Source organism: Pelomonas dachongensis, assembly GCF_043555865.1.
GTDB classification, from domain to species: domain Bacteria; phylum Pseudomonadota; class Gammaproteobacteria; order Burkholderiales; family Burkholderiaceae_C; genus Pelomonas; species Pelomonas dachongensis.
Map to the genome: position 1 here is coordinate 1 of NZ_JBIGHY010000021.1, position 26,539 is coordinate 26,539.

Consider the following 26,539-nt stretch of genomic DNA (forward strand, 5'->3'; position numbering starts at 1 on the left):
GTTCAACACGCTGCCAGAACTCGTCCGTCACCGCCCATGACTCAGCACGTTTCGCCAAGGTTTCGATCCAACACCGCGCCCAATGCGGCTCGGAACGGTAGTTTATCTATTTACGGATAAGTTCTAAGCCACCTCTTCGCCGACCAAAGGTCGGCCGCAACCATCTGCTATGCGGACCACGATAAATACCGGGAGAGGTGGCGCGCCGAGATAGCCCATAGGCTTATGCATCAATGTCAAAAGACCCAGAAGAACTGAATCGACGGGCTCGCTTGTCCGCCGAACTTGCGGTAGAGCAGTTCAAGCTGAAAGCGCCAATCTCGGCGAAGTGCCCGGAGTGCATGCAATGCATACAAGTCGAGTACGTAGGCCCTCCCTCGGACGCCTTCCTCACCAAATGCACATGTGCCCGGAGCAACCGAATCCTACGGGGCATCTTGGGACCGCCAGAAAGAGTTCTGCAACGGAGAAGCGAAGTCATTAAGCAGGCCGCTGGCGCACCCGTGCTCGACGCCGTCTTCTACGCGATGTACTTCACCGAGAGGGAATGGGGTGAATACTTCGGTTGCCCGCTTGATCCTGTAGACCTGTTGCCCGATGCAAGTGCCGACGTCGTCGCAGATGCGGTACAGCGCTCAAGGCGCCTGTACAGCGGCCCCAACGCATATGTGGGCGCCGCGTTCTTCAAGTATGCCGATGAAGCGCTGACCTATGAGGAGGCGGTAGCAAAGCTACGGCGTGATAACCCAGGGTTTAGCGATGACGTGTACGCCGTGGTAATCGACGACAACATCCGTGGCATGCGATAGGGTCCGGAGAGTAGCTGCGACGGTAGGTGCCATCACGATTATTCCAGGCTAACTCGTCTAGATGTATTTGCCGGACGCCTACAGGCAGCTTGCTCTGGTAGTACTCCATGCCGCTGAAGAGCTGCCAGACCACGTTCTCCGACCAGCGCTCGACCACCGATTCGTCCCTCTCGTTGAAGGCATGCTTGAGGTACAGCAGCGAGACCATCACCCGGATCGGCAGGCGCGGCCGGCCCGCGCGGCTGACGCCGCCGGCGGCCTCCACCAGCGTGGGGCCAAACATGTCGGCGTCCTAGCGGGACTTGCCCATGCGGGCCTTGCGCGCGAGCAGCGGGGCCAGCGAGGCTTCAATCTGCGACCAGGGCATCCGCCGACCAAGGACTGCAAGCGGATCGCGGGGATCCACGATGCCGTCCAGCCGTGCGCGGCAGAAGTCGTCGGTCGCCATCGCCTGCCCTCCAGAACTCCCAGGAATCAAGGGTCATTGAATTTGATTCTGGGAGTTCTGACCATCGGCGTTCACTGCGCATCGCCAGTGTTCATGCGGGCTCCAGGCGTTCTGCATGGCCGACCACGTGACCAGCCCTGCCAGGTCGAGACATGCGTGAAGTGCGACACCCACAGCTGGTCGCACCGTTCGGCCTTGAACACGCGCTCGACGTGGTCCAGCGGGCACGCCGCCTTGGCGTCGCTGAGGGTGGTACGGACGACCTTGCCGCGAACGACGCCGCGCACGCCATGACGGCGCATCAGCCGCTCGACCGCGCAGCGTGGCGTCGCGTGACCTTCGCGTGCGGGTTGGCAGCAGACCTTCTTGACGCCGAAGACCTGCAGGGTCTCCTCCCTGACGCGCTGCACATGGGGCAGCAACGGCGCGTCACGCTGAGCGCGCGCACGGCGCAGTGCCTGGTTGCGCTGGCAAGCGGCGCGTCGTCGATAGCCGGACGGGGCGATCTGCAATGCGCGGCAGATCGGCTCGACCCCGAAGCGGTCGCGGTGCTCGTCCACGAAGTCCTTCAAGACTTCAGCCGGCGGTCGATCTCCGCCTGGGCGCCCGGCGCCAACTATCCTGAGCTGCGCTCAAGAAAACTGTCGGCCGCCAGCCTGGGCGAAAAAACGCGCTTGCCAGCTTAAGGATCTCGTTGGCACAGCGCACCTCGCGTTCGAGCTCCTTGAGGCGCGTCGCCTCGACGGTGGTGACGCCTTCGCGCTGACGGGTGTCGCGCTCATGCTGGCGCGCCCAGTTCCGCAGCGTCTGCGGCGTGGTGCCGATCTTGGCGGCGATGGGCACGACCGCCGTCCACTGCGATTCACATGCTGGCGGCGCTGCTCGGCCACCAGCCTCACGGCCCGCTCGCGGACCTCCGGCGAAAACTTCACTGACCTCCTCATGGCTCCATCCTCTCAAAGGTTGGGCCTCATCGAAAGCCGGGGCGATTCAGGAGATGACGAGTCGCGACTTCATCGACTGGGCGCAGCGCAAAGGCGGGATGACGGGCGCGACAGATTCGACGGCGGGAAAATTACCAGCCTCAACCAAAAAGAATATCGCTACCATTCTTTCGAAATACAAAAAGCCGCCGATCAACTTAGGCGACTTACGGAGACAACATGGCTCATTGCGCGAGGATGAGTGCCGTTGGAGGCGCTAACCGCGGGTGCTTTCAGGCGAAATTTCAGGCGACGCCTGAAATCCGTGCCCGTGCAAGCCATCAGTGTTCGAGAAATAGTGGCGATCACCACCAAGAAATGGTTGCGATATCTTCTTGCCAAGGGTGCCCGCGTGGTCAGCTCTGATCGCAGCGAGGCGCAAATGGGAGCCGCAACGAGTAACGAGGGCAAGGTCATCACGGACGCTCCCTTGTTCCGGCCTGAGGTTCTTGCGGCGCGCCAGGCGCAATGGATGGGCGGCATCCGAATCGGGAGGCCTCTCGGCTTCAGCATCGTCACTGGCGCGTCGCTGCTCATGGCCGGCGCACTGGTAGCCTTTGCCTGCTGGGGCGAGGTGACGCGCAAGGTCACGGTACACGGGGTCCTGTTGCCATCTGGCGGCCTCATCAACGTGGCGGCTCCTCAAGCCGGGACGATTGCCGAAGTGCATGTCCGCGAAGGCGAAGAAGTTGCAGCCGGCCAGTCGTTGATCCGGCTGAAGAGCGAACGCGTCACCGCTGCGGGCGATGCGGCCCTTTTGATCGCTCAAGCGTTGACCGCGCGGCGCACCTCCCTTGAAGCAGAGCGCCGCCTGACCGAACAGAACCTGCGGCAGCGTCTAGAAGCCCTGCAGCAGCGACAGCAGAGTCTGCAGGCCGAAGAGCGGCAGGCGCTCGCGGAACTGGAAACGCATCGGTTGCGTCTGCAGTTGTCGCAACGAACCCTGGAGCGTCACCAACAGCTCGCCAAAGACGGCTTCGTGGCCGCGGCGCAGGTTCAACAGACCCGTGAAGAGCAGCTCGATCTGCAACTCCGCGAGCGGACAGCAGAGCGCAACCTGCAAGCTCTCCAACGCGACCTGCAAGCCGTGCGCGGCGACCGGCAGTCCCTAGGAACCCAGACTCAGACGACGCTGGCCCAGTTGGACCGAGGTCTCGCGTCGCTGGACCAGGAGAGCACGGAAGCTGGTAGCCGCAGCAGCCTGACGGTGACCGCACCGCAGCACAGCCGCGTGAGCGTCCTGCCGCTGGAAGCCGGCCAGGCGGTGCAGTCAGGCCAGACCCTGGTCAGCCTTGTGCCCGCGGCGCAGGGCGGCGGCCAGCCGGCAGAGGACCCGTCGCACCTCCAAGCCCAACTCTTTGCACCCAGCCGAACCGCTGGGTTCATCCAGCCTGGCCAGTCGGTATGGCTGCGCTATGCCGCCTTCCCCTACCAGAAGTTCGGCATGGCGGAAGGTAAGGTCATAGCGTTGAGCCGCAGCCCCATCGCGTCGCAGGACTTGCCCAACGGCCAAGCTCAGGCCCTGCTCGCCGCGGCACAAGCGAACGAGCCGATGTATCGCATCACCGTCCGGCTGGCTAGGCAGACGGTCGACACCTACGGAAAGCAGACCTACCTGGCGGCAGGGATGAGTGTGGACGCTGACGTGCGGCAGGACCGACGCAAGGTATGGGAATGGCTGCTCGAACCGGTGCTGGCTGTCACGGGCAGCCAAAAGCCACCCAGCCAGGAAGCAACTTCGAGCGTGGATCTCCAATGAATCCGATGGATGAGGTTTATTCCTGCTTGGCCCATGCCCGGGGCGCTGCGCGTGCTGCAACGACAGGCTGTATTCGGACACGTTCTGAATGACTCGGATCATTCTTCAATCTGAGGCGTCCGAATGCGGGCTGGCCTGCTTGGCGATGGTGCTCGGGCACCACGGCCAATTCGTCGAGCTGTTCGAATTGCGCGGGCGTTTCGCGTCCACCATCAAAGGTCAGACGCTGAAGGACATCATTCATCAGGCGAGCATGTCCGGGCTCAATTCCAGGCCGCTGCGCCTTGAATTGGGAAACCTGCCGGAACTGGCACTGCCCTGCATCTTGCACTGGGACTTGAACCACTTCGTGGTACTCAGCAAGGTGGGCCGCAAGCATGTCACCGTGCTCGATCCTGCGATCGGTGAACGCAAGTTGTCCCGGGAAGAACTCTCCCGACACTTCACGGGTGTGGCGCTGGAGCTCACCCCCAGGACCGATTTTGAGCAGCGACGCCCTGCACGGAGAGTGAGCTTAACCGCCCTGACTGGCAAGGTGGTTGGATTGAAGCGTGCGCTCATGCAGATCCTGGGGGTGGCGCTGGCTTTGGAGTTGTTCGCCCTCACAGCGCCGCTTCTGCAGCAACTGATCGTGGACGAGGTGCTGACCGCGGGAGATCGAGATCTGCTGACGGTGCTGGTGCTGGGATTCGGCCTCTTGCTCATCGTCCAGACGCTGATCGGTCTGGCCCGCTCGTGGATGGTCATCGTGCTGAGCCAGACCTTGTCGCTGCAGTGGGCCAGCAACGTGTTTGCGCACCTGGTGAGACTGCCGGTCTCGTTCTTCGAGCGGCGCCACCTGGGTGACATCACATCCCGCTTCGGCGCCGTGCAAGCAATTCAGCGCACGTTGACGACGGCGTTCGTCGAAGCCGTGCTTGACGGGCTGATGGCCGTCGCGGCATTGATGATGATGTTCATCTACGCTCCCGCGCTGGCCGTTGTCACGCTTGCAGCGGTCGCGCTCTACGGACTGCTTCGATGGATGGCATACCGACCTTTCCGGGATGCCTCTGCCGAACGCTTGGTCGTGGCGGCAAACGAGAGCACTCATTTTCTCGAGACTCTGCGAGCAATGACTCCGCTCAAGCTGTTCGGCCGCGAAGAGCAACGCCGCGCACGCTGGCAAAACCTCCTCGTGGAGGTGCAGAACCGCGACCTGCGCACGGCTCGGATGAGTATGGCGTTCGGCACGGCAAATACCTTTCTGTTCGGATTTGAGAATCTCTTGGTGCTTTGGCTTGGCGCCAAGCTCATCATGAAGCAAATGGTCAGCGGCGGCGCCGATGGTGCGGGTCTCACCATCGGGATGCTGTTCGCATTCATCAGCTACAAGACGCAATTTTCCACCCGCATCTCGGCATTGATCAATTACGCGGTGGACCTAAAAATGCTTGGGCTTCATGCTGAGCGGCTGGCGGATATCTGCCTCGAGCGTCCCGAGAAGGACGATGTTCCGGAGAATGTGCTCGCTCACCTGGAACCCAGCATAGAACTCCGGAATGTGAGTTTCCGCTACGGCGAGAACGAGCCCTGGATCCTGAAGGATATCAACCTCACCATCCACGCCGGTGAAAGCGTGGCAGTTGTAGGCACTTCAGGCTCCGGTAAAACGACACTGCTCAAAATTGCCTTAGGTCTGCTCAAACCCGACGAGGGACAAGTGCTGTTTGGCGGGCAGCAAGTATCACAGGTCGGCTTGCAGAACTTCCGCCGCCAGGTCGGCACCGTGATGCAGGAAGACGTCCTGCTGACCGGCACGTTGGCCGACAACATCGCCTTTTTCGACATCCACCCTGACCCGGCCCATATTCAGGCGTGCGCCGTCATGGCTCAACTGCATGACGACATTTGCCGCATGCCGATGGGTTACGAAACTCTCGTTGGGGACCTCGGCACCGGATTGTCTGGTGGCCAGAAACAACGGCTATTGCTGGCGAGGGCGCTTTATAAGCGGCCTCGCATACTGGCCCTGGATGAAGCCACCAGCCATCTGGATCTGGTTAATGAAAGGGCCGTGACGGCTGCAGTTTCTCATATGCGGCTCACGCGCTTGGTCATCGCCCACCGTCCTGAAACCATTGCTGGAGCTCAGCGCGTGGTGCAACTCACGGCAACCCCATCGGGCGGCCAGATAGCGGAACTCGTGAAGGTGGTGTCGTCCTCCGCCGTGGTTTAACAATGTAGGCAAACGCAAACAAGATCGGAGTATTGAAATGCACTCTTTGAGCGCCATTGGGGGCGAGATGCGAAGCGAATCCGCAGCGGTGCGCCGTGCGTTGGAAATCGGAATGCTTTGCCAATTTGCGGCTCGCCTTGCCAAGCACGGGCAGATGCCCCTGGGCGCTTTCGTGAAGATGGCGACCTCCATTCAGCAGGTCGGTCAGCTCAAGCTGTATTTCAATAACTACGACAAATGCCTCGGCTACGTGATGTGGGCGCTGCTGACGCCGGACGTCGAGCGCGACCTTCTCGCGGGCCGCCCCCGCGTTCTCGCTGACTGGGAGTACAACGACGGAAGCAGCCCCTGGATTCTCGATATGGCGGTATTGCCCGGGGCGCTTCCGTATGTGCTTGAAGACCTGCGCGACGTGGTATTTAAAGACCATGAGCAACTCACCTACTTTCGGCTGAAAGGTGCGAAGCGAATCTTCAAGCGCCTGAGCCGTCAGGACCGCAGTAGCTTCATCAAAGCTGGCCGCCACTCGGCATCGATTCAGTCGAGGTGAGCACTTGGAAACCCTAATCTGTCACGCAAACGCCCGTGCGGACGTCGTGACGTCGCGATTGAAAAGCCCGGTCATCGCCTGGACGACGCATCAAGGCGAAAGGTTCGGCTTCGACCCGGCACAGATATTTTGTCGGCCCATGGATTTCGAGGCGCTCGCGGCCTACGCCTCCGAAACCCGGACTGAATGGGCCGACCGGTATGGCGGGACCGGTTGTGGCAGTGCGGGAGGCAGCGGGCGTTGCACCAGCTACGGCGCTTTGCAGACCAAAGGCGTCGGTACGACACCACTGGTCAGTCCGACGGCTGACATCTATCACTCATCAGGCTGCATGTCCCTTACCGAGGCCGGCCTGGAAGCGATCTACAGCCAAATCTACGCCGCCGCCCTGCCCTTTGGTTCGGTCCCGACGATCGCCATTGCGCTCACTGGCGGCAAATACACGGAGAGCTTCACGCCGGGCGAGGCTAGGCCAGCAATGAGAAGCCTCATATTTCGGCCCTTCGTTGCCCGACCGGCGCATTTCCTGCGGAATGTACTAAACCCTGAAGGACGCCTGCCCGACATTGACCGGGCGGGCCTGAGCCGAGACGCCGCGCGCACACAGACGGCGTTGGGACTGCTGCCAATCGCCATGAGGAGTGCCATGGCACTTGAGCACCCTCACGACGAGGGCGCCGCACTCGTGGACGCAGGCTTGCGCGACCTTGCGCGGCGCATGGCATGGCAGTGTGCAGCCAGTTTCGCAAAGAGGTTTCCTCACGGCTCGCTGACATGCTCAAACATCGCCTTAGGCGGTCAATATCTCGATTTTGGCGTGAGCAGCTACGTATCAAGCTATAGAAGGCGCGCCCGCCCGCCCGTTTGGCAAGATCCATGGAACGAGAGCAAATACCTTGCGCGGATCTTGCACAGCTTGCGACTTCAACTGGCCAAGTACAGGCCAGACCTGGGCGGTACGGAGGTGATTTCGGTGTCCGACCTGCAAGGAGTCTTTTACAAGCAATTGGCCGTCCGCCTCGAAATCGAAATGGCAAAGATGGCCGGCCTGACCGAAGACTTGGCTATTCAATGCCCTGAACCTTTGCGCAAAGCATTGTTTAACAGCATGCGATTGATCTGGCGACGAGGCGCCGACGAAGCATTCGTCTCTTACACGGGCTGGAACACCGGCCACTCAACGACCCCACCGCCGCGCGCGGCAGGCCGATACAACCTGAACATGATCCTGGCAAAAGCAGGTGCCGAAAACTGCTCTTTTTCTTGGGAGTCAGCACTGCGGCCACTACTGGAGGACGACCAACTACGTGCGCTGTTCATTCACGACTATGAAGCCGTCCGCCGGTGGGCTCGGAGCTGCGGCGTTGCGCAGCCATGCACCGTTGACAAATTTTTCACAACGCAGGCTGCCCGCAAGAATGCGGAATTGCCCGAGTTGGACCGTGGGGCGCTCGTAAAGGCTCTGCAACAGCTTGAAGCGGACGGCGGCAAAGATGTCGGCCAGTTCATTGATCAAACAGTCATGCGTGCCCAGCGAGCAGTTTCCGACCTGGATCCCGACATCATCGCGAGCAACGGGATCGAGCAGCTGAGGGTTCTTGACTCAATTCAATGACAACGGTTTTTATAGGCTCAATAAGCTATGCAAACGAGAACAACAAGTAAGAAATGTCAATTCACACCCAGGGAGACAACATGCCTTAGAAGCAAGGAATCTGATTCGCACTAACGTTTTGAAATTTAAACCCCAATCATATATTTCATATGAAAATCATTCCGACTGAACTGTCCATTGAACAAGATCTCGTCCGCGTTCTGACGCCAGAAGAAGCACAAACGGTTGCCGGTGCCGGCGGTACCGCTGGCGTGATCTGTTTCACCATCGGCCTGTTGACGAATATCTGCCAACTGGTGACCCAAGGCTGCGGCGGAACGACGGACTGCGCTACGACCGGATGTGGCCCGGGCGGCGGCACAACCACTTGCAGTGGCGAAACTTCTTCATGCTACGACACCAGCTACTGCTCTGATCAATAAAGCGCGCGTCAGCAGTTAACCCATGCCGTGAATCTCCGGATTCACGGCACACGATTTGGAAGCCGGCGGCGTGAAAGCATTTGATTTTAAAGCCGATGGATACACCATCGTCAGGACCAGTTCCGGAAACATCGCAAAATTGCGACAACTGAACGAGCACGCTTGGCGTGGCACTGCGGACGATGCTCGAGCGTTGATAGGAACATTGTTGACCGACGCGCAGTTCCGGCTGGCCGTACAGGTTGCCAACAGCAGGCTGGTTGAAAAGCTCAGCAGGAGCGAAACGCTCGACAAAAGGGATTTGTTGAAGTCGGCACTAGTTCTCTATCGATACGCCTCCCGTAATTGCACCAGGGCAACGCCCTTCGGCCTGTTCGCCGCCACAGGCATCGGCAATATCGGTTCTGCGGCTATGCCTGCTGAGATCATGCCCGATGCCGAATTCCGTGTTGAGGTATCGCTTGACCGAGGATTGCTGGCCGCGCTGCGCGACACCATCGCCAAAGGAACGCGCCGCGGAGAGGACCTCTTACTTCGCGCTAATCCGCTCGTCAGCGTGGCGGGCGGGCACGTGTGGATCACGGAGCGGAAAGTTGTCAATCACGCCTATAAATATGCACTGAGTCGTCTTCGCCTCGGCGCCCCCGACTTGGTGGCCAGCTTGGTTGACGCATTCGGGCGCCCGCGGGTTCTGCAAGATGGCGTCGATATTGTTCGCCGAATGTATCCGCACATTTCCGCAGAGCAGGCCTCGGACTTCATCGAGCAATTGATCAGGCATCAGGTGCTTTTCGACACCCCACGATTTCCGCTATTGTCGGCAAAATCGGATGAAAAGATCCTTACCGATTTGGAGAGGTTGTCGGACCGTCATCACGCGTCCAAAGAATGGGCAGTTATTATCAAGTATTTGCAAACTGCTCTCCATCCCGGCATGTTGGAAGACGGCCGCCTGCTTAAGTTGGAGAAGACCTTAATAGCCGAGCTTGGCAATTTAGGCGTCGAGACGGAGGCTGGAAAAATATTCCATGTCGACAAATTCCTGAACAGGCCGCGGCAAGCCGTCTCCGAAACGGATGTCGAGGACGTGTTCCATGCGACGAAGTGGCTGTTCAGGATGTTCCCGGTCACCCGCCCCAAAACCATCGAAGAATTTGCTGAAAGGTTTGGCAAAAGATACGGTGAACGTTTTGTTAGCTTGATGGAGGCGCTGAACCCCGAAGTCGGCGTCGGCTTCGGCTTTGCGGCTGACAGCGCCTCTTGGTTTGAAGCCGTCTGGCAGCCGTCCACGCCTGGCCGAAATTCCAAGGGGGAGTTATTGAAGTGGCTGCAGCAGCAGCTTTCGCCCCCGCTGCAAAATGGCTCATTAAAACAACTGGACGTCTCTGAATTCTCGGCTAGCGATGAGGCGGGGAAGGAATTCTTTCCGATTTCCCTCGCCGCGAATTTGAGTGTGCTGCCCGCGTTGACCATCGGAAATCGGCGCGCAATATTGCTCAATACTTTGTCTGCGCCCGGCCCGGGCATATATATCGCACGATTTGCAGCAGGGGACGCCGATATTGACCGGGCCCTCGCGGGCTCGATCGCAGAAGAAGAACAGCTCCGGCCTAATGTGGTATTCGCGGAGATAGTACATGCGCAGTCGCCTCGACTTGTCAACGTATTAACGAGGCCGGCACACAGAAAACATGCAATCACGCTGAATGAAGCGAGTGGCCAAGATGTCGCCGATATCCCGCTTCACGACCTTTTCGTGGGCTTGGTAGATGGCCGCCCTGTCGTTTGGTCAAAGTCGCTCGACAAGGAAATATTTCCCTGCCTCACGAATGCCCATAACTTCATGAGAAGCGACTGTCTGGGCGTCTACCAATTCTTAGCAACGTTGCGTCTTCAATACGAGGCAGCACCCAATTTCAGCTGGCCATGGGAGATATACAAAGACCATGAGCACCTACCGCGAGTGGTATGCCGAAACGTCATTCTTAGCCTCGAGCAATGGCGCCTCAGTGGCAAAGACATTGCGGGAATGAAGGCCCTCAGCGCCAAATCGGACTATGGCGGTGTACGGAACTTTCTTTGCGGCAAGGGCGTTCCGCAGCATTTCACCTTGAAACAAGGGGACAGGCTCCTGGAGGTCGACGCCACGTCAGATATCGCGCTATGTGCTTTCGTCGACCAGATCGCCCACCACCAGGAAGCGACAGTCTCGGAGTCCATTCTTGAACATTTTCATGCTGACGAGCCCAGAAGCGAAATCATCCTGCCCTTCCGGGTGTGCCCGGAGGAGTCGACCGCGCTCGAAGCGAAGCGGTCACAGGCGGTCCGCCAGGCGGCCTCGACCAGTGGATTGGATGGCTACAAAGGTCCGTCGACACCCTATCGATACTTCAAGATCTATGGACCGCAGGTGCAGATCGAGTCGTTGCTGGTGAGGATCGTTAAGCCGCTGATCGACTCGCTGAGACACGTTGATCGTTTCGACCATTGGCACTTCGTTCGATACGCTGATCCAGACTTACATCTGAGGCTGCGAGTATTCGGTGACCCGACGCTTTGCGACGCGGTCGCCAACAGCCTGTCGGCCGCTATCCACCGCTCAGGCGAGTATGAACTGTTGACCCTGCAAGACGCGAGGTACTGCCCCGAAGTGGTGAGGTATGGGGGGAGTGCCGGCATGGCAATTGCGGAGCGTCTTTTCAGTGCAGACAGCTTCTACTGTCTGCGCGCGATTGAAGCGGCCCAGGCAGCCGGATACAGTGAGCAGCGCCTTTCATATTGCATTGGGGCGGCGCTTGGATACATGCGGAATTCCTTCGTTGACCTGGATCAGCAATTGAACTTTGCTGTGTCCCAACTGAAGAATTTTCAGGCTGAGCTGAAACCTCCTTCCGCGATGATCCAACGCGCTGACACGCATTTCAGAAAGTCCCGCGCGACGCTCGAGAAGACTTTTGACGGTGAATTCATCTCGCCGAATTCGAGCATCAATCAGGCATTCGCGGAATGGCAATCAAGAGTGGCCGACATCATGAGGCTCGTTCCGTCGATGCAAATTGTGCATTACATGTTGCCCAGCTTGGTCCACATGCTTTGTAACCGCCTCTTGCGTTCACCTTCACGTCCGCAGGAATACATTGTCTGGCATCACGTCACTAAATTGCTTAGGTCAGCACATGCAAAGTCGAATTGAGCAGGGACGCCGCGTGGAAACCTTCAATGCCGCTCGGTCCAGTTTTGACGGGCTGGTCGATGGTCTGGCTTCGGAGCCGGGCGATGTGGATATTTCGCTGGCGTCCGGCATGGGCGGTGCATTGCTGTACCGCTTGTTCGTCGCCAGCGACGCGCAGGCCGATCAAGGCTTGATGCATGGGCTCGCCAGTTATTTCAAAAGGGTTGCAAACTCAAGGTCTTTTACTGCGGGGCTTTACGGCGGCACGACGGGGTGTGCGTTCACGATTGAAATGTGCGCGCGACGTGTTCCCGAGATTCGCCCCGGTGTTGAAAAATACCTCGATACCGTGGATGGGATGTTGATCGACTACTTGGATAGTTATGGCCATCGCATGCATTTTGACCTGGTCTCCGGTTTCGTCGGGATGGGCGTATATGCATTGTTGCGAACAGAGCACGGCCGCCCCGACTTGATGATGCGCGTCATCGACGTGCTGCAGTCTCGGGCAGAGCATGTCGATGTCGGGGCTACCTGGAGGACGTCGCCGACGTTCTACGGGATGGGCAGCAGTGCCGAGAAAGAGCCTCTGGGCAATTTTAATCTGGGCGTAGCGCATGGCGTGCCTGGCGTGATTTGCTTGCTGGCAGAACTTGTAGACCAGAAAGTTCGGGTTGATGAGCTCCGGCCATTGCTGCAAGCGTCGATCCATTGGCTGCTGAGTTCCAAGCTCCGACGTGCGACTGGACGGACGCAATATCCCCACATCTATGGCGAGTCCTCTCCCTCTCGGCTTGCGTGGTGCTATGGCGACGTCGGTATCGGTTGGGCACTCCTGAAGGCTGGGCTGGCGCTGGACAGCCCTGAATTGCTGGCAGAGGCAAAAAGCGCGCTACTGTCGAGCTTCGACGCGACCGCGCTATACAGCGGCGTGAAGGATTCAAGCCTTTGCCACGGTTCGGCCGGCCTCTGCCTGATGCTTCACCGAGCTAATCGATTGGTGCCTGATCCGGATTTCGAAGAGGCACTTCGATACTGGTACGACGAACTTCACATACAGATCGCGCGCGATGGAAACAAGACTCTTCCTGAACGGGGGGGCGATATGGTCACGCGGATAGGACCGCTTTCAGGCTTCTCTGGCGTTGCGCTGGCCATACATGATATGGAAGGCACCGTGGTAGGCGACTGGAGCCGGTGGCTGCTGATTTGACCTCTCGCAGCAAAGAGTTCGCGGCACGCAGACAAGGATTGCAATGAAGAAAACGATAGTTGGGCTTTGGAATGGGAAATCGGTGAGAAGCACTTTCATGCTCGCCGCCGTCTGCGCACTTAGCAGTGCCGCCCTTTCGCTGCTGTTGCTTTTTTCTTATCAGCAGCTGGGTGGCAATGGGTCAATGCCGCCGAGCTCCGGTTTGGAACGCCTCGGTGCGGCCTATACTTTGGTCATTGCGGCCATATTCATGCCCTTTGTGGAGACAATGATTTTTCAGGCCACGTTCATGTGGCTGGTGAAAAAAACCTTCCTCTCTGCGTGGGTGGGTATCGGTCTGAGCGCACTGGTCTTTGCAGGGGCACATTTCTCTACACAACAAGTCGGCTACGCTGTCTTGGTGTCCATCTTGGGCTTGTTTTGGGCAGCATTGGGCGTCTATCGGATGAGCCGGTATGGCATATGGCAAGGCATATTGCTCGTATACCTTAGCCACGGGATGCACAACGGGCTGATCGTTACCCTGTCCAATTTCGAGTAGGGTTGCAACTGTGCCGCAGCGCTGGGTGGTGATATCGAGTCTGAAAGTCGTTGTAAAGCTGGTCAGTGCTGGCGCGCTACTCTTCGCCGCGCTTGTCCTGATTGCCCAGCTATTGCGCAATGACAATCGCGCACAAAAGGCCGCCCCTTCGGAATCCAGGGTCGTTGAGATGGCAGCCCGTAAGCACATCGATTTTGATGGCAGCAACGTGCACCAACTGCCAAGGATTCAACGTGAGGTGGACTACGCTGAAGGGCGAGGCGCCACTTGGTGGCCCAGAGGTGAGGCACCGATCCTGGGCACGCTCGTCAAGGAGGGACATTTGCCCCCAGTCGAGCAGCGCACTGGCCCCCAGCCGGTAGTGTTGAGCGGTGTCGAGACGGGCACAGGAAACTATGGGGGCACCTGGCAGCGCGTTTCGCCAAGCGAGGGAGATGTATTTCATGTCGAATATCGCATTGCAAACCCTGGGCTCTTCCGCTGGTCTCCTCTGGGCTATCCCATTGTTCCACACCTGGCCACGGGTTTGGAAACCTCGCCAGACAAGCGGGAATATGTGGTTCGCCTGCGCGAAGGCGTGAGATGGAGCGACGGCAGTCCGTTCACCGCCGACGACATCATGTTCTGGTGGCAATATGATGACAACAATACCAGCATCGGCACAGGAAAACCAACGCGCTGGATGATGTCGGGTGGTGGTGCCACGATTGTCGAGAAAATCGACAGCCATACGGTGCGTTTTCGCTTCCAGGAGCCATACGGCAATTTTCCGGAAATCCTTGCAAGCTATAGCCAGGAAATGGTGCGCTACGCCGCCCATTATTGGCGCCGTTATCATCCGGATCTTGCGGACAAGGCCTTCCTCGCCAGCGAAATGCGAGCGTTGGGCATCAACAATGCCCGAGCGCTCTACAACAATCGCCTGAAACGATGGGACAACCCAGAGGCGCCAAGGTTGTGGCCATGGGTGCTAGGCCATTCCAACCCCGGCCAGTCCTATCTCTTCATACGGAATCCCTTCTACTTCGCTGTCGACGCCGCAGGTAACCAACTGCCCTATCTGGACCGTTTGCAGTTCACGATCAAGAGCCCCCAGATGATGGATGCCGCGCTGGCGGGCGGGGAGGTCAGCATGCAAGGTCGCAATGTCCGCTACAAGGACTACACGGAGTTGTTGTCCCGGGAGGTGGCCCAGGCCGATGCGGGCGGGTTCAAGGTCTACCACTGGTATCCGGCGTCGCGCTCCAACTGGCTGCTTCACCCGAACCTGAATCGCCGGGTCGATCCCCTGCACCCGGAAACAGGCGGCAAGGCCGCGTTGCTGGCCGACAAGCGATTCCGGCAGGCCCTGTCACTCGCGATCGACCGTCAGGCCATCATCAAGGCCGAGTACAACGGCCAAGTGCGGCCGGCGCAAGTGGAACCCGGGCCGCACTCGCCCTTCCATCACCAGGGGCTCGCCCAAGCCTATGTCGAGCACGACCCAGGCCGCGCCCAAGCGTTGCTTGACGAACTCGGCCTCACGCGGCGCGACGTGGACGGCATGCGAACGCTGCCGGACGGCAGCAACTTGACTCTATTCTTGAATTTCTCCGCATTCACCGGGCTTGGCCCGGGCGAGTTCGTCGTCGAGGACTGGGCCAAGGTTGGCATCCGCGCTGTGGCCAAGGAGATGCAGCGCGCGCTCTTCTATACCAAGCGCGACGCTGCAGACTTCGATTTCATGGTCTGGTCCAGCGAGAGCGACATGTTCCCGTTGATCCAGCCGGTGCTCTTTGCACCGCCTGACACCGAAAGCCTGTTCGCGGTGAAGTGGGGGCGGTGGTTCAGCCGTGGAGGCCTTCACCGCCCCGAGGCCGTCGAGGGGCTGCCGAACGCGCAGGGTCCCGAACCCGGCCACCCGATGCGAAGGGCGTACGAATCGTTGCTCGCGGCACAGAGAGCGCCTTCCCAGTCTGAGCAGGTGAAGGCGTTCCAGGATGCACTGGACGTCGCTGCAGCGAACCTCTGGACGATCAATATCGCGGAGGCGACGCCGTTCCTCGTGGTGGTCAACAATGACTTGCACAACGTTCCCCACAACGCCCTCTACTCCGCTGTCACTCGGACGCCGGCCAACGCTGGCGTGGAGACCTACTTTTTCGGCCATCCGCCCGACGCCGAACCCCAGGACGTCAGGCGTGCCCTGCTGGACCGGCCCCGCCTGCACCGCAACACCAGCCAGCAGCAGGTACATACCGTCGCGGCGGGCTACCAGGCGCGGGCGCCGTGGGAACTCTGGCTGTTGGCGGGCGTGGTCATGCTGCTGCTGGCGAAGTTTCAGCCCTTTATTGCTCGTCGGCTGCTGATCGCCATCCCGACGCTAGCCGTAACGTCGGTGCTGGTGTTTTCCGTTATGCGCATGCCCCCGGGAGATTTTGTGACGGCGCGGCTGGCGGTCTTGTCAGAGGCGGGCGAATCAGGCGCCATGCGCGAAGCGGACGATCTGCGCCGCACCTTCCACCTGGATGAGCCGGCGTGGAGGCAGTACTTACGCTGGACTGGCTTGCTGTGGTTCACCACGCTTGACGAAGCGGATCGAGGCCTTGCCCAGGGTCACCTTGGCCTCTCGATGGAACACACCACGCCGGTCAACCAACTCATCGGTGACCGGATCTGGGTGACGCTGGCGATCTCGTTGGCCAGTGTCCTGCTCAGTTGGCTGCTCGCCTTGCCCATCGGCGTCTATTCGGCCGTCCATCAACACGCCTGGCCGGAGCGTATTTGCTCGATCGTCTGCTATGTCAGCATGAGCGTGCCGTCATTCTTCCTTGCGTTGGTGCTGATGACATGGATCGGCAAGTCGGGCATGGCGTCCGCTGCGGCGCTGCCCGCCGGCTGGTCGCTTGCCGGCGTGCGCGGATTGATTGCCGAGTTCTGGCTGCCCGTGGTGGTCGGTGCGGTGCCGGGCACGGCCATCTTGATCCGGGTGATGAAGGTCAACCTGCTTGACGAGTTGCGTAAGCCGTATGTTGTCGCTGCGCGGGCGCGGGGCTTGCGCCCGATGGCGCTGCTGTTCAGGTACCCCGTCCGCCTGGCACTCAACCCTTTCGTGTCGGGCGTGGGGCAACTGTTCCCCGGCATGATTTCCGGCGGCGCTGTTGTGGCCGTCGTCCTTTCGCTCCCAACCGTGGGGCCACTCATGATTTCGGCCCTGCTCAACCAGGATCAGTACCTGGCCGGCTCGCTGCTGATGGTTCTTGCAGCCCTAACAGTGATAGGCACCCTGGCGGCGGACCTGCTGCTGTTGTGGCTGGACCCGCGGGTCCGCTCCGAAAGGCGCCTGGCATGACGGCAGTGACGGACGGCCTCGGCCCGATCAAGCCCTGCCCGCAGACGCACCTGTCGCCGTGGGCATTGACCCGGCGGCGGTTCGCAAGGCGCCGGATTGCAGTGGCGTCGCTCTATGTAATCGCTTTCCTCTACCTGGTGAGCCTGATGGCGGAGTTCGTGGCGCCTTACCCCGCTGGTGAGCGCCACCTGGACTACGCGTACGCCCCGCCGCAGGCGTTGCACTGGAACCTGCAAGACGGGCTCCATGTGCGACTGCTGCGGCCACACGTCGACCCGATCACTTTCCGCCGGGATTTCGAGGAACTCGACGACGTGGTGCCGGTGCATTTGCTGGCCCGCAGTACGCCGGCGCGCCTGCTGGGGTTCATTCCTACAACGCGCCGGCTGGTTGGCATCGATGCATCGCGTGCAGGCGTTCCCGCCGCCGGCGGGGCGGAGCCGACGTTGTTCTTGTTGGGTTCGGACAGGTACGGCCGCGACATCCTCAGCCGCATCATCTTCGGCTCCCGCATCTCGCTGACGGTGGGCCTCGTCGGCGTTCTTCTGTCCCTCGTCCTGGGCCTGGGCGTCGGTGCGATCAGCGGCTACGCCGGAGGACGCATCGACGATGGGATCCAACGTTGCGTCGAGATATTCCAGAGCCTGCCGCAATTGCCGCTGTGGATTGCCGTTGCCGCCGCTGTGCCACCCAATTGGTCGGCCGTGACGAGCTACTTCGCCATCACGGTGCTGCTCGGGCTGTTGAACTGGACTGGACTCGCCCGCGTGGTCCGCGGACAGGTCCTTGCGCTGCGCAACGAGGACTACGTCGTGGCCGCGCGGCTGGCTGGTGCCAGCCATGCCTACGTGCTCGCGCGGCATTTGCTGCCGGCCTGCAGCAGCCATGTCATTGCGACCCTGACGCTGAGCATGCCCGCCATGATCCTCGGCGAGACGGCGCTCTCTTTCCTCGGGCTCGGGCTGCGTGCCCCCGTCGTGAGCTGGGGCGTGATGCTCCAGGATTGCCTGGATGTGAAGACCGCCATGCACTACCCATGGCTGTTCATGCCGGGCGCCCTGGTGGTCGTGACCGTGCTGTGCTTCAACTTCGTGGGCGACGGCCTGCGCGATGTGGCCGATCCGTATGCCGATTGAACCTAGCTGCCTGGAGATCCAGGATCTACGGGTGTGCTTCCGACAGGATGGGCGCGACATCACCGCGGTGGATGGCGTCAGCTTGCGCCTGCAGCGCGGCCGGACCCTCGCCTTGGTGGGGGAAAGTGGCTGCGGCAAGTCGGCGACGGCACATTCCGTTCTCCGCCTGATTCAGGCGCCGGGACGGGTCAATGGCGGGCGCATCCTGCTGAGGCCCCGAGGGGAGGACGTGATCAACGTTCTGGCGCTGTCCGAGAGGGATGCCGATCTCTACCGGCTGCGGGGAGGACTCGTGGCGCTGATCTTTCAGGAACCCCAGTCTGCCCTGAGCCCGGTACACACCCTCGGCGCCCAGCTGTGCGAGACCATCGGCATTCACCTTCGCATCCCAGCGCGTGACGCCAAGGCGCTCGCCATCGAGATGCTCGAGCAGTTGGGGCTGCCGAACCCTGCGGCGCGCATGTCGCAGTACTCTCACGAGCTCTCCGGCGGGATGCGCCAGCGCGCCGTCATCGCGATGGCCCTTGTATGCCGGCCGCAGGTGCTCGTGGCCGACGAACCCACGACGGCGCTTGACGAGCGGCTCCGCGCCCAGGTCTTTCAGGTGCTCAGGCGCCAACAGGACCAGTTCGGCATGGCCGTGCTCTTGGTCACGCACGACTTCGCTGCCGTCGCGAAGGAGGCCGACGACGTAGCGGTGATGTATTGCGGCCAGATCGTGGAGCAGGGGCCGGCGCCGGCCATCATGTGCCAGCCCGCGCACCCGTACACCCGAGCCCTGCTGAATTCCGTTCCGGCCGACATGCCCCGCGCTGCAACGCGCCGTTTGCCGACGATCGCCGGCGCTGTGCCGGAAAGGGGCGCCATGCCTTCGGGATGCAGGTTTCATCCGAGGTGCCCGAACGCTCAGCCGGGGCTCTGCGACACGAAGGCACCTCCACTTGAGCGCGTGTCTGCGGGGCGCCAACTCGCCTGCTTCAAGGCAGTGGAGATGTGCCATGCATGAGAAGGCTATCCTGTCGGTTCGGCATCTGTGCAAGCGGTTCCCACTGCTCGGCGCGGGCTTGTTCAGGCGCCAGGTCGGCACCGTGCAAGCGTGTGACGACGTCAGCTTTGACGTCATGCGCGGCGAAACACTGGCACTGGTAGGGGAAAGCGGCAGCGGCAAGACAACGCTGGGCCGACTGATCATGTGCGCCATGAAACCAGACAGCGGCCAGATCTTGTTCCGCAGCAAGTCGGCTGCCGAGCCTATCGACCTGGTGTCGGCCCGGCCCGCCGCATTGAAGCCGCTGCGGCAGGAACTGCAGATGGTCTTTCAGGATCCGTTCGGGAGCCTGAACCCCCGCATGACGGTTGGCCAGATTCTGGAAGAGCCGCTGAGGATCAACGGGCTGGCCCGGGGGACGGAGCTGCGTTACCGGGTCGTGGACATGTTGAACCGGGTCGGGTTGCACGCCGACAGCGTGCACCGCTACCCGAATGCTTTCAGTGGTGGCCAGCGCCAGCGTATCGGCATCGCAAGGGCGCTGATCCTGCGCCCTGCGCTGGTGGTCTGTGACGAAGCGGTCTCAGCGCTCGACGTCTCGATACAAGCCCAGATCGTCAACCTGCTAGCCAGTATGCAGGAAGAGTTGGGGCTGACCTACATCTTCATCGCGCACGACCTTCGCCTGGTGCGCCAGGTCGCCGATCGCATTGCGGTGCTTGAGGATGGGCGCATTACCCAGCCGATACCGGCCGAGAACTTCATCGCCGCATTGAAGAACGGCATTGCCGCTTCGTCGGACGCGAGTCAGCGCGCGAGGGTTCCGAGCGTGCCGGTTCGCATCTAGGCGCCCCGCCTCCCGGCGGAGGAGAACGGCAAACTGCATGCGTCGCCCGCCTTGGCGGCGGCGCGGGTAGAGCAGCTCGCCCGTTCAGTGGGGCCCCTCAGGGGCCCACCGCAGGATTGCTGAAGTTAAGAACTTATCCGTAAATTATGTTTGTAGCCGTTGGCACTTTGCGGAAGGCAATGATGGCGGCAGCCAGATGGTTCAGCGCGAGGAAACTGCGTTCAAGCTTCTCGTAGCGCACGAGCAGCTTGCGGAAGCGGTTGAACCAGCTGTGGCACACCTCGACGACCCAGCGTCTGGCCTTCCTTGTTGGGTCGCGCCGTTTCCGGTCAGCCTCCTGGCGCCGGTCAACGACGTGAGGGATGTAGCCGTACGCCTCGATCGTGCGAATGTGCTCCCGGCCGCGATAACCCGCGTCGGCGCACAGATGCTTGCTTCGTGAGCGTCCAGTCTGACCATCTTGAAGGACCGTTAGCCGCATAGGAGCCTCGTGTCCACCTCAACTCTGAACTGACCCCAGAAAGTTGGACTCCACGGAGACCCCAATTTGAACAAGTACACAGAGCAGCAGAAGCTGGATGCCGTTGAGACCTACCGATCCGGCGAGCTCGGCCTTAAGAAGACAGCAGAGCTTCACGGCGTCGACGTCGCGTCGCTTCGCAAATGGGTTGCTGGCTACGAGGCGCTCGGCTTAGCCGGCATCCAGCAGAAGCGGCGGCAGACCTACGACCTAAGATTCAAGCTCGACGTCCTTCAGCGGATGAAGGCCGACGGACTGTCGTGCCGGCAGGCTGGGGCAATCTTCAACGTCCGCCGCAGCAACAGCATCGCTGAGTGGGAGCGCGCGTACAGCAGGGATGGAATTGCCGGTCTGATGCCACATCACGCCACACGCAGGGCCAACAGGGTGCCAGAGGTCCCAGCCGGACCGCCGCCCCAGGACACCGGCCAGAAGGGACCGAGCCGACAAGCGTTGCTCGACGAACTGGAGGTCCTTCGCGCGGAGAACGCATACCTAAAAAAATTGAGGGCCTTGGTTCAATCTCAAGCGGCATCAGCGCCAGGCAGAAGGCGAAAGTCGTGATTGAACTGAGGCCGAAGTTCTCCCTTCCTACGCTGCTTCGTGCGGCGGACTTGCCGAGAAGCACCTTCTACTACCAGCAGGCCGCGCTTGCGGCTGAGGACAAGTACGCGGCCACCAAGGACCTCATCAAGTCCGTCTACGACCAACACAAGGGGCGGTACGGCTATCGACGGATCACCGCGACCCTCCGCCGGCTGGGCACCGTCATCAATCACAAGACGGTGCAAAGGCTCATGGACAAGCTGCAACTGAAATCCATCGTCCGACCGAAGAAGTACCGGTCCTATCGCGGCCAGGTGGGCAAGGTGGCGCCAAACGTTCTCGAACGCAACTTCAGCGCGTCAGGGCCGAACCAAAAGTGGGCGACTGACGTGACCGAGTTCAAGGTCGATGGCAAGAAGCTCTATCTGTCGCCCGTCGTGGACCTGTTCAACGGAGAAATCGTCGCCTTCGCTACCTCGCGAAGCCCCTTGTTCACGATGGTCGGCGCCATGCTGAATCGGGCCTTTGCGAAGCTTCGCCCGGGTGACCGCCCGGTCCTGCATTCCGATCAGGGATGGCAATATCAGATGGAGCAGTACCGCCAGCGTCTCAGCGCCAATGCCGTCACGCAGAGCATGTCGCGCAAGGGGAACTGCTTGGACAACGCCGTGGTCGAGAGCTTCTTCGGGACGCTGAAGTCGGAATACTTCCACGTCAACAAGTTCAGTAGCCTGGATGAACTTGAGGCCGGGCTCAGGGGCTACATCCGGTACTACAACCAAGATCGAATACGGACCTCCCTAAATGGGATGAGCCCGATCGAGTACCGAGAGCTGGTCGCTGGTGTCTCACCCTAGACGCGTGCTTCAGCCGAGCGCGAATAGCTTGACGGCTCATAGATGGCAGCAGGCTCTCATCACCGACCGACCTCTGGCTTGGTGCCATGCCGCAGTCTTGATCGCAAGCAGACGTGCGGTGCCCTCTAACGCTGCCGTAGCATGCAAGCTTCAGTCAAATAGGGGAACTGGATGTTGTTGCGCATTGCTGCGTTTGCAGTCGCCTACGTGCTGTCTGGATGTGCTGTCGTTCCAGAGTTGCAGCCGCGCGGAGAGTCGTACAGCTACGCTGGCGAGCTGCGTCGTGCGGCTGAGGTCAAAGGGCCGTCAGGGTCGGGGCAGCTGGTAGCGTCGGTGCAGGCCATGCTGGGCGACGTGGATGGCGCCATCGCGGCCTTCGACGCCAGCCAGCCGGCCCGCAGGCAGCCGGCGTCCGACTTGAGCCAAGACCGCGCCGAGGACGCGCTCGCTGTCATCCTGCGCGAGGCAGCGACCCGCCAGATCGTCATACTCAACGAAGCGCACCATGTACCCATGCACCGCGCCTTCTCAATGCGGCTGGCGCGTGAGCTGCGCAAGCTCGGCTTCGAATACCTCGCCTGTGAGGCGTTCACCCGCGGCGTCGATCCCAATGCCGGCGTCGTTGATCGACGCAGCGGGGCCTATCTGCAGGACCCGGTGTTCGCAGAATTCATCCGCGAGGCCCGCCGTGATGGCTGGAAGCTGGTGGCCTACGAGGCGGATGTTGACGCGTCGGTGCAAGGCCCCGAGCGCATCCGCCAGCGCGAGCAGCGGCAGGCGCGCAACCTGGTCGAGCAGGTGCTGGCCCGGCAGCCACAGGCCAGGATATTCATCCACGTCGGATACGGCCATGCCCTCAAGACACCACAGCCGCTGGGGCAGGGTGGCGGCAGCGTGCTGTGGATGGCCGGCGAGTTGAAGCAGATGACCGGCATCGACCCGCTGAGCATTGACCAGAGCTGGACCCATGCCCACCCTGATCCGTCGCGGGAGTTAAGCAGCTACCGCCCCGCGCTGGCCCTGCATGATGGGTCGGGGCCCTTCGTGCTTCGCAAGGCCGACGGCAGCGCCCGCCTGCTGCAGCTGGCGCCGGGTGCGGTAGACCTGCAAGTCATCCATCCGCCGCACTCACTGGTCAACGGGCGTCCGGCGTGGCTCGCGGCGTGGGCGCAGCGGCGGCCCTTTCCAATTCCGGACGCATGGCTGCCAGCCCAGGGCCGCCGCCTCATCTATGCCGTTCACCAAGGCCACCCGGCCCAGGCAATCCCGGCGGACATCGTCATTGTCGAAGCCGGCAAGCCTGCGCCAGCGTTGATGTTGCCCGCCGGTCAATTTCGCTTCGAGTTTGAGCAGTTCTAGCGGGTAAGGTCTCATGACCCAGCCCAGCGGCGCGGGAAAGGGTCGCTGACCGCTTGCGGCTCCACGACGTGCTTCGGATGGTCGAACCGACAGCTGTTAGCCTTTTTCGCATCGCTGTGCACATCGCGATCTGTTGTGCAACACCGGCGAAGTACGCACACTTGCTGTCCAACTTCTGGGGGTCAGTTCAACTTCTTGGTGGACACGTGAACACTACGACTTCTCAACAAGCTGGCACGCGTCGGCGTCGTCGCCGCCACAGCGACGAATTCAAGGCTGACCTCGTAGCCGCTTGCTCACAGCCGGGCATCTCAATCGCGGCCGTAGCCATGGCCAACAGCGTCAACGCCAATCTCCTGCGACGCTGGGTGGCCGAGGCGGAGATGAAGGCGACCACCAGCGATGACGGGACGGAGATCGCCGTTGCCGCGGCCAAGCCGAAGACTACGCCTGCGTTCGTCCCGGTGTCGCTGCCTTCGCCGGCCACGCCTGCGATGTCGCCAGACATCCGCATCGAGCTGCAGCGCGGCGCGACAGCCGTCACGGTGACGTGGCCGGCAAGCGCGGCCGCCGAGTGCGCGGCCTGGATGCGCGAGCTGCTTCGATGATCCGGATCGACGCCATGTGGCTGTCGGCCGAGCCCATCGACATGCGCGCCGGCACCGAACGGCTGCTCGCGCGGGTGGTGCAGGTGTTCGGAGTCGCCCAGGCCCATCACGGCTACCTCTTCGCGAATGCACGCGGCACGCGCATCAAGCTGCTCGTGCACGACGGCTTCGGCGTATGGTGCGCAGCACGACGCCTGAACGCCGGTCGCTTCGTCTGGCCAGCGACGGGCGCCACGCCATCCTTGGCGCTCACAGCCGCCCAGTTCGACGCTCTGGTGCTGGGCCTGCCGTGGCAGCGCCTGCCCGAGCTCAGCAGCATCACGCGGGTCTGAGTCTCGTCGCAAGGTCAACCGTGATTCGGTTGACAGTGCATGTGCCGATGGGCCTCATCGGCGAGCTCTGGCACGATGCCACGCATGCTCGGCATGCGTGGTCTTCCATCCACTGATCCTCAGGGCCTCTCGTCCGAGGTCGCCGCGCTGATCGCTCGGTTGCAGCAGCAGGTACAGGACCAGGCGCAACAACTGTCCGAGCGTGACCAGGCGCTGGCCCAGCGCGACGCACTGTTGCAGCGCAAGGACCGCGAGATCGCGCTGCGCGAGGCCAAGATCGAGAAGATCAACTTCGAGCTCGCCCGCTTGAAGCGCTGGACCTACGGGGCCAAGTCCGAGGCGATGAACGCAGACCAGCGTCGCCTGTTCGAGGAGACGCTGTCCGAGGACGAAGCCGCGCTGCGCGCGCAGCTCGAGCGTCTGCGCCGTGAAGCCGAGGCGGCTGCGGCGGCCGCCGGCGCCAAGCCCAAGGCGCCGCCGCGCAAGCCCCGTCGCAAGGCATTGCCCGATCACCTGCGTCGCGTGGAGCACCGCCATGAGCCGGACAGCACCGACTGCCAAGAGCAGGGCTGCGGGCGTCCCATGAAGCGCATTGGTGAAGACGTCACTGAGCGGCTGGACATCGTGCCGGCCGAGTTCTTCGTGCATCGCCACATCTACGGCAAGTGGGCCTGCCGGCACTGCCAGGTCCTCAAGCAGGCGCCGAGCGTGCCGGAGATCGTCGAGGGCGGCATCGCCGCCAGTGGGCTGCTGGCACACACGGCGATCAGCCGCTTCGTGGATCACCTGCCGTACTACCGGCAGGAGACCATCAACGCCCGCTCTGGCGTCCATACCCCGCGCTCGACGTTGGCGGCTGGGACAGGCCAGGTGGGCGCGGCCCTGGAGCCGCTGTACGAGCTGCACAAGCGCTTCATCCTCGATTGCCGTGTGGTGCACGCCGACGAGACGCCGGTGGCCTTGCTGGACCCGGGCGCGGGCAAGACACGCCGGGCCTACATGTGGGCCTACGCGCGAAGTTGGCACGACGCGGTGCCAGGCGTCATCTACGAGTTCTGTCGAGGGCGCGGGGCGCAGTACCCGGTGGCCTTCCTGAACGGCGACGACAAGCTCGGCGAGCGACGATGGACCGGGACGCTGCTCACCGACCGCTACGGCGCCTACGACACCGTCGTGGACCCGCGCCTGTACCCGGGTCGCATCAGCGCGGCTTGCGCCGCCCATGCACGCAGGAACTTCGAAGAACTGACGCGCGACGGCACGAGCCCCGTCGGGCTGGATGCGTTGCGGCGGTTCGCTCGCATCTACGAGGTCGAGGGTGAGCTCAAACAACTCAGTGACGAAGAGCGCATGGCGCAGCGCCAGCGCTTGGCCAGGCCGCTATGGAGCGAGCTGCGCCAGTGGCTCGAACTCGAGCGACGCCTCGTCCCAGACGGCGGCGCTGCGGCCAAGGCGATCGACTACACGCTGGGGCACTGGGCAGCGCTAACGCGCTACCTCGAGGACGGCGCGGTGGCGATCGACAACAACCACCTTGAACGTCAAATCAAGCCCTGGGCGATGGGACGCCGCGCATGGCAGTTCGTGGGCAGCGAGCTCGCCGGTCAGCGGGCAGCCATCATCATGAGCCTGGTGCAGTCCGCACGCTTGAACGGGCACGACCCGTGGGCCTACTTGCGTGACGTGTTGGAGCGTCTGCCGACACTGCTCAACAGCCGGCTCGAAGAGCTGTTGCCGCATCGGTGGGCGCCCCGTCCAGCAGACAACCTGGCCAAGGAATGAAGCACATCGAAGCCCTGATCGCTGACGGCGGAAGCATCTCCATCGGCGCGCTCGATGAACTTGAGTGCGTTGCCGCCGCGTCCGATGCTCACAACTCCCTTGCCATGCTCGTGCGGCGCGACGGGGAGACGCTCGCAGCGCTTCTCAAGCGGCTGGACAAGGCGGTCGGCCGGTTCTACGCCGATGGCGATGTCATCGACGAAGTCAACTCGCAAAGCGACTGACTGATCGCCGGTCAAGATGGCGTCGCTGGACGCTCACCTTGCTTCGCCGCTGTGGCGGGCTCTTGCGGTCGACGACGATGGCACAGAGCACGTCGTCAAGCCGCTTGCAGTCATGAACGTTCGCCCCGCTCACGACGAGCGACAACGGGACGCCACGGCCGTCCACCAGCAGGTGTCTCTTGCTGCCCTTTTTTTTCCCGATCCGTCGGGTTGGGGCCTGCGGATTCCTGAGCCAGTGGCGCCTTCATCATGGCGCCGTCAACGCTCTGCCAGCGCCAG

General features: G+C 61.6%; 22 protein-coding genes, 3 pseudogenes and 1 other annotated feature. Of the genes and pseudogenes, 19 read left to right on the top strand and 6 right to left on the bottom strand.

The window, feature by feature from the left end; genetic code table 11:
- The first annotated feature begins 503 nt into the window (after window positions 1-503).
- Window positions 504-809 (top strand): hypothetical protein, encoded by a 306-nt coding sequence (locus ACG02S_RS25735; RefSeq protein ID WP_394473361.1) that lies wholly within the window; start codon window positions 504-506, stop codon window positions 807-809.
- On the opposite strand, the gene ACG02S_RS25740 is transcribed toward ACG02S_RS25735, so the two are convergent.
- From ACG02S_RS25740 to ACG02S_RS25750, 3 genes and pseudogenes are all read right to left on the bottom strand, one after another.
- A complete protein-coding gene (locus ACG02S_RS25740; protein WP_394473362.1) occupies window positions 754-1,092 on the bottom strand; it encodes a transposase in 339 nt (112 codons plus the stop codon). The two genes, ACG02S_RS25735 and ACG02S_RS25740, sit on opposite strands and share 56 nt — an antisense overlap.
- Window positions 1,093-1,101: 9 nt before the next feature.
- Complete coding sequence (locus ACG02S_RS25745) at window positions 1,102-1,257, bottom strand: hypothetical protein (protein WP_394473363.1); 156 nt, start codon at window positions 1,255-1,257, stop codon at window positions 1,102-1,104.
- A gap of 131 nt (window positions 1,258-1,388) precedes the next feature.
- Window positions 1,389-2,201, bottom strand: a pseudogene (locus tag ACG02S_RS25750) (IS3 family transposase); the annotation flags it as partial.
- Window positions 1,755-1,864, bottom strand: a sequence feature (AL1L pseudoknot). Its footprint overlaps the pseudogene before it by 110 nt.
- 337 nt (window positions 2,202-2,538) lie before the next feature.
- Between ACG02S_RS25750 and ACG02S_RS25755 the strand changes: the two are divergent.
- The 12 genes from ACG02S_RS25755 to ACG02S_RS25810 all read left to right on the top strand — a co-directional run bounded on the left by ACG02S_RS25755 (window position 2,539) and on the right by ACG02S_RS25810 (window position 20,032).
- On the top strand, window positions 2,539-3,999 hold the full coding sequence (locus tag ACG02S_RS25755) for a beta-barrel domain-containing protein (protein WP_394473364.1): 1,461 nt from the start codon (window positions 2,539-2,541) through the stop codon (window positions 3,997-3,999).
- 88 nt (window positions 4,000-4,087) lie between these two features.
- The gene (locus ACG02S_RS25760; protein WP_394473365.1) at window positions 4,088-6,217 is read left to right on the top strand and encodes a peptidase domain-containing ABC transporter; all 2,130 of its coding nucleotides are present in this window, start codon (window positions 4,088-4,090) and stop codon (window positions 6,215-6,217) included.
- A gap of 37 nt (window positions 6,218-6,254) precedes the next feature.
- On the top strand, window positions 6,255-6,767 hold the full coding sequence (locus ACG02S_RS25765) for a toxin-activating lysine-acyltransferase (RefSeq protein ID WP_394473366.1): 513 nt from the start codon (window positions 6,255-6,257) through the stop codon (window positions 6,765-6,767).
- Window positions 6,768-6,825: 58 nt separating this feature from the next.
- Window positions 6,826-8,382, top strand: coding sequence for a hypothetical protein (locus ACG02S_RS25770; RefSeq protein ID WP_394473367.1), 1,557 nt, complete (start codon window positions 6,826-6,828; stop codon window positions 8,380-8,382).
- A 149-nt stretch (window positions 8,383-8,531) separates the two neighbouring features.
- Window positions 8,532-8,804 (top strand): hypothetical protein, encoded by a 273-nt coding sequence (locus tag ACG02S_RS25775; protein WP_394473368.1) that lies wholly within the window; start codon window positions 8,532-8,534, stop codon window positions 8,802-8,804.
- 70 nt (window positions 8,805-8,874) lie between these two features.
- Window positions 8,875-11,997 carry a lantibiotic dehydratase gene (locus ACG02S_RS25780; protein WP_394473369.1) on the top strand — a complete coding sequence of 1,041 codons (3,123 nt, stop codon included), beginning with the start codon at window positions 8,875-8,877 and terminating at the stop codon, window positions 11,995-11,997.
- 13 nt (window positions 11,998-12,010) lie between these two features.
- Window positions 12,011-13,189: a lanthionine synthetase C family protein gene (locus ACG02S_RS25785; protein ID WP_394473370.1), complete on the top strand. Its 1,179-nt coding sequence runs from the start codon at window positions 12,011-12,013 to the stop codon at window positions 13,187-13,189.
- Window positions 13,190-13,286: 97 nt separating this feature from the next.
- Window positions 13,287-13,730, top strand: coding sequence for a CPBP family glutamic-type intramembrane protease (locus ACG02S_RS25790; RefSeq protein WP_394473371.1), 444 nt, complete (start codon window positions 13,287-13,289; stop codon window positions 13,728-13,730).
- Window positions 13,731-13,758: 28 nt separating this feature from the next.
- The gene (locus ACG02S_RS25795; protein ID WP_394473372.1) at window positions 13,759-17,061 is read left to right on the top strand and encodes an ABC transporter substrate-binding protein; all 3,303 of its coding nucleotides are present in this window, start codon (window positions 13,759-13,761) and stop codon (window positions 17,059-17,061) included.
- On the top strand, window positions 17,058-18,197 hold the full coding sequence (locus ACG02S_RS25800; RefSeq protein WP_394473373.1) for an ABC transporter permease: 1,140 nt from the start codon (window positions 17,058-17,060) through the stop codon (window positions 18,195-18,197). Before ACG02S_RS25795 ends, ACG02S_RS25800 begins: the two co-directional genes overlap by 4 nt.
- The gene (locus ACG02S_RS25805) at window positions 18,172-19,203 is read left to right on the top strand and encodes an ABC transporter ATP-binding protein (RefSeq protein ID WP_394473374.1); all 1,032 of its coding nucleotides are present in this window, start codon (window positions 18,172-18,174) and stop codon (window positions 19,201-19,203) included. The genes ACG02S_RS25800 and ACG02S_RS25805 overlap by 26 nt, the downstream gene beginning before the upstream one ends.
- On the top strand, window positions 19,196-20,032 hold the full coding sequence (locus ACG02S_RS25810) for an ATP-binding cassette domain-containing protein (protein ID WP_394473375.1): 837 nt from the start codon (window positions 19,196-19,198) through the stop codon (window positions 20,030-20,032). Before ACG02S_RS25805 ends, ACG02S_RS25810 begins: the two co-directional genes overlap by 8 nt.
- 133 nt (window positions 20,033-20,165) lie before the next feature.
- Here ACG02S_RS25810 and ACG02S_RS25815 read toward each other — a convergent pair.
- Window positions 20,166-20,471 (bottom strand): annotated as a pseudogene (locus ACG02S_RS25815) (transposase); the annotation flags it as partial.
- A 108-nt stretch (window positions 20,472-20,579) separates the two neighbouring features.
- On the opposite strand from ACG02S_RS25815, the gene ACG02S_RS25820 reads away from it, so the two are divergent.
- Window positions 20,580-21,955 (top strand): IS3 family transposase gene (locus tag ACG02S_RS25820; protein WP_394473376.1). Its coding sequence is split into 2 segments (ribosomal slippage): window positions 20,580-21,086 and window positions 21,089-21,955, totalling 1,374 coding nucleotides; the frame shifts between segments, so codons are not numbered across the junction.
- A gap of 306 nt (window positions 21,956-22,261) precedes the next feature.
- On the opposite strand, the gene ACG02S_RS25825 is transcribed toward ACG02S_RS25820, so the two are convergent.
- Window positions 22,262-22,462 carry a hypothetical protein gene (locus ACG02S_RS25825; RefSeq protein WP_394473377.1) on the bottom strand — a complete coding sequence of 67 codons (201 nt, stop codon included), beginning with the start codon at window positions 22,460-22,462 and terminating at the stop codon, window positions 22,262-22,264.
- A 6-nt stretch (window positions 22,463-22,468) separates the two neighbouring features.
- Between ACG02S_RS25825 and ACG02S_RS25830 the strand changes: the two genes are divergently transcribed.
- The 5 genes from ACG02S_RS25830 (at window position 22,469) to ACG02S_RS25850 (ending at window position 26,260) form a co-directional block, all read left to right on the top strand.
- Window positions 22,469-23,314, top strand: a complete 846-nt coding sequence (locus tag ACG02S_RS25830; RefSeq protein WP_394473378.1) for a hypothetical protein — start codon at window positions 22,469-22,471, stop codon at window positions 23,312-23,314.
- 77 nt (window positions 23,315-23,391) lie between these two features.
- Window positions 23,392-23,922, top strand: a complete 531-nt coding sequence (gene tnpA / locus ACG02S_RS25835; RefSeq protein ID WP_394473379.1) for an IS66-like element accessory protein TnpA — start codon at window positions 23,392-23,394, stop codon at window positions 23,920-23,922.
- Window positions 23,919-24,254, top strand: a complete 336-nt coding sequence (gene tnpB, locus ACG02S_RS25840; protein WP_394473380.1) for an IS66 family insertion sequence element accessory protein TnpB — start codon at window positions 23,919-23,921, stop codon at window positions 24,252-24,254. Before tnpA ends, tnpB begins: the two co-directional genes overlap by 4 nt.
- Window positions 24,255-24,329: 75 nt before the next feature.
- On the top strand, window positions 24,330-26,036 hold the full coding sequence (gene tnpC, locus ACG02S_RS25845; protein ID WP_394473381.1) for an IS66 family transposase: 1,707 nt from the start codon (window positions 24,330-24,332) through the stop codon (window positions 26,034-26,036).
- Window positions 26,033-26,260, top strand: coding sequence for a hypothetical protein (locus tag ACG02S_RS25850; protein ID WP_394473382.1), 228 nt, complete (start codon window positions 26,033-26,035; stop codon window positions 26,258-26,260). Before tnpC ends, ACG02S_RS25850 begins: the two co-directional genes overlap by 4 nt.
- 37 nt (window positions 26,261-26,297) lie before the next feature.
- Here the strand turns inward: ACG02S_RS25850 and ACG02S_RS25855 are convergent.
- Window positions 26,298-26,539: pseudogene (locus ACG02S_RS25855) on the bottom strand (transposase); the annotation flags it as partial.

Coding starts and splice junctions, on each gene's coding strand:
- ACG02S_RS25740 (WP_394473362.1), bottom strand. CDS start 1,092: ATGTTTGGCCCCACGCTGGTGGAGGCCGCCGGCGGCGTCAGCCGCGCG.
- ACG02S_RS25850 (WP_394473382.1), top strand. CDS start 26,033: ATGAAGCACATCGAAGCCCTGATCGCTGACGGCGGAAGCATCTCCATC.
- tnpB (WP_394473380.1), top strand. CDS start 23,919: ATGATCCGGATCGACGCCATGTGGCTGTCGGCCGAGCCCATCGACATG.
- ACG02S_RS25825 (WP_394473377.1), bottom strand. CDS start 22,462: ATGGTGCGCTTCGTTGAGTATGACGATCTGGCGGGTCGCTGCCTCGCG.
- ACG02S_RS25810 (WP_394473375.1), top strand. CDS start 19,196: ATGCATGAGAAGGCTATCCTGTCGGTTCGGCATCTGTGCAAGCGGTTC.
- ACG02S_RS25805 (WP_394473374.1), top strand. CDS start 18,172: ATGTGGCCGATCCGTATGCCGATTGAACCTAGCTGCCTGGAGATCCAG.
- ACG02S_RS25745 (WP_394473363.1), bottom strand. CDS start 1,257: ATGGCGACCGACGACTTCTGCCGCGCACGGCTGGACGGCATCGTGGAT.
- ACG02S_RS25800 (WP_394473373.1), top strand. CDS start 17,058: ATGACGGCAGTGACGGACGGCCTCGGCCCGATCAAGCCCTGCCCGCAG.
- ACG02S_RS25775 (WP_394473368.1), top strand. CDS start 8,532: ATGAAAATCATTCCGACTGAACTGTCCATTGAACAAGATCTCGTCCGC.
- ACG02S_RS25790 (WP_394473371.1), top strand. CDS start 13,287: ATGCTCGCCGCCGTCTGCGCACTTAGCAGTGCCGCCCTTTCGCTGCTG.
- ACG02S_RS25765 (WP_394473366.1), top strand. CDS start 6,255: ATGCACTCTTTGAGCGCCATTGGGGGCGAGATGCGAAGCGAATCCGCA.
- tnpA (WP_394473379.1), top strand. CDS start 23,392: ATGGTCGAACCGACAGCTGTTAGCCTTTTTCGCATCGCTGTGCACATC.
- ACG02S_RS25830 (WP_394473378.1), top strand. CDS start 22,469: ATGCACCGCGCCTTCTCAATGCGGCTGGCGCGTGAGCTGCGCAAGCTC.
- ACG02S_RS25760 (WP_394473365.1), top strand. CDS start 4,088: ATGACTCGGATCATTCTTCAATCTGAGGCGTCCGAATGCGGGCTGGCC.
- tnpC (WP_394473381.1), top strand. CDS start 24,330: ATGCCACGCATGCTCGGCATGCGTGGTCTTCCATCCACTGATCCTCAG.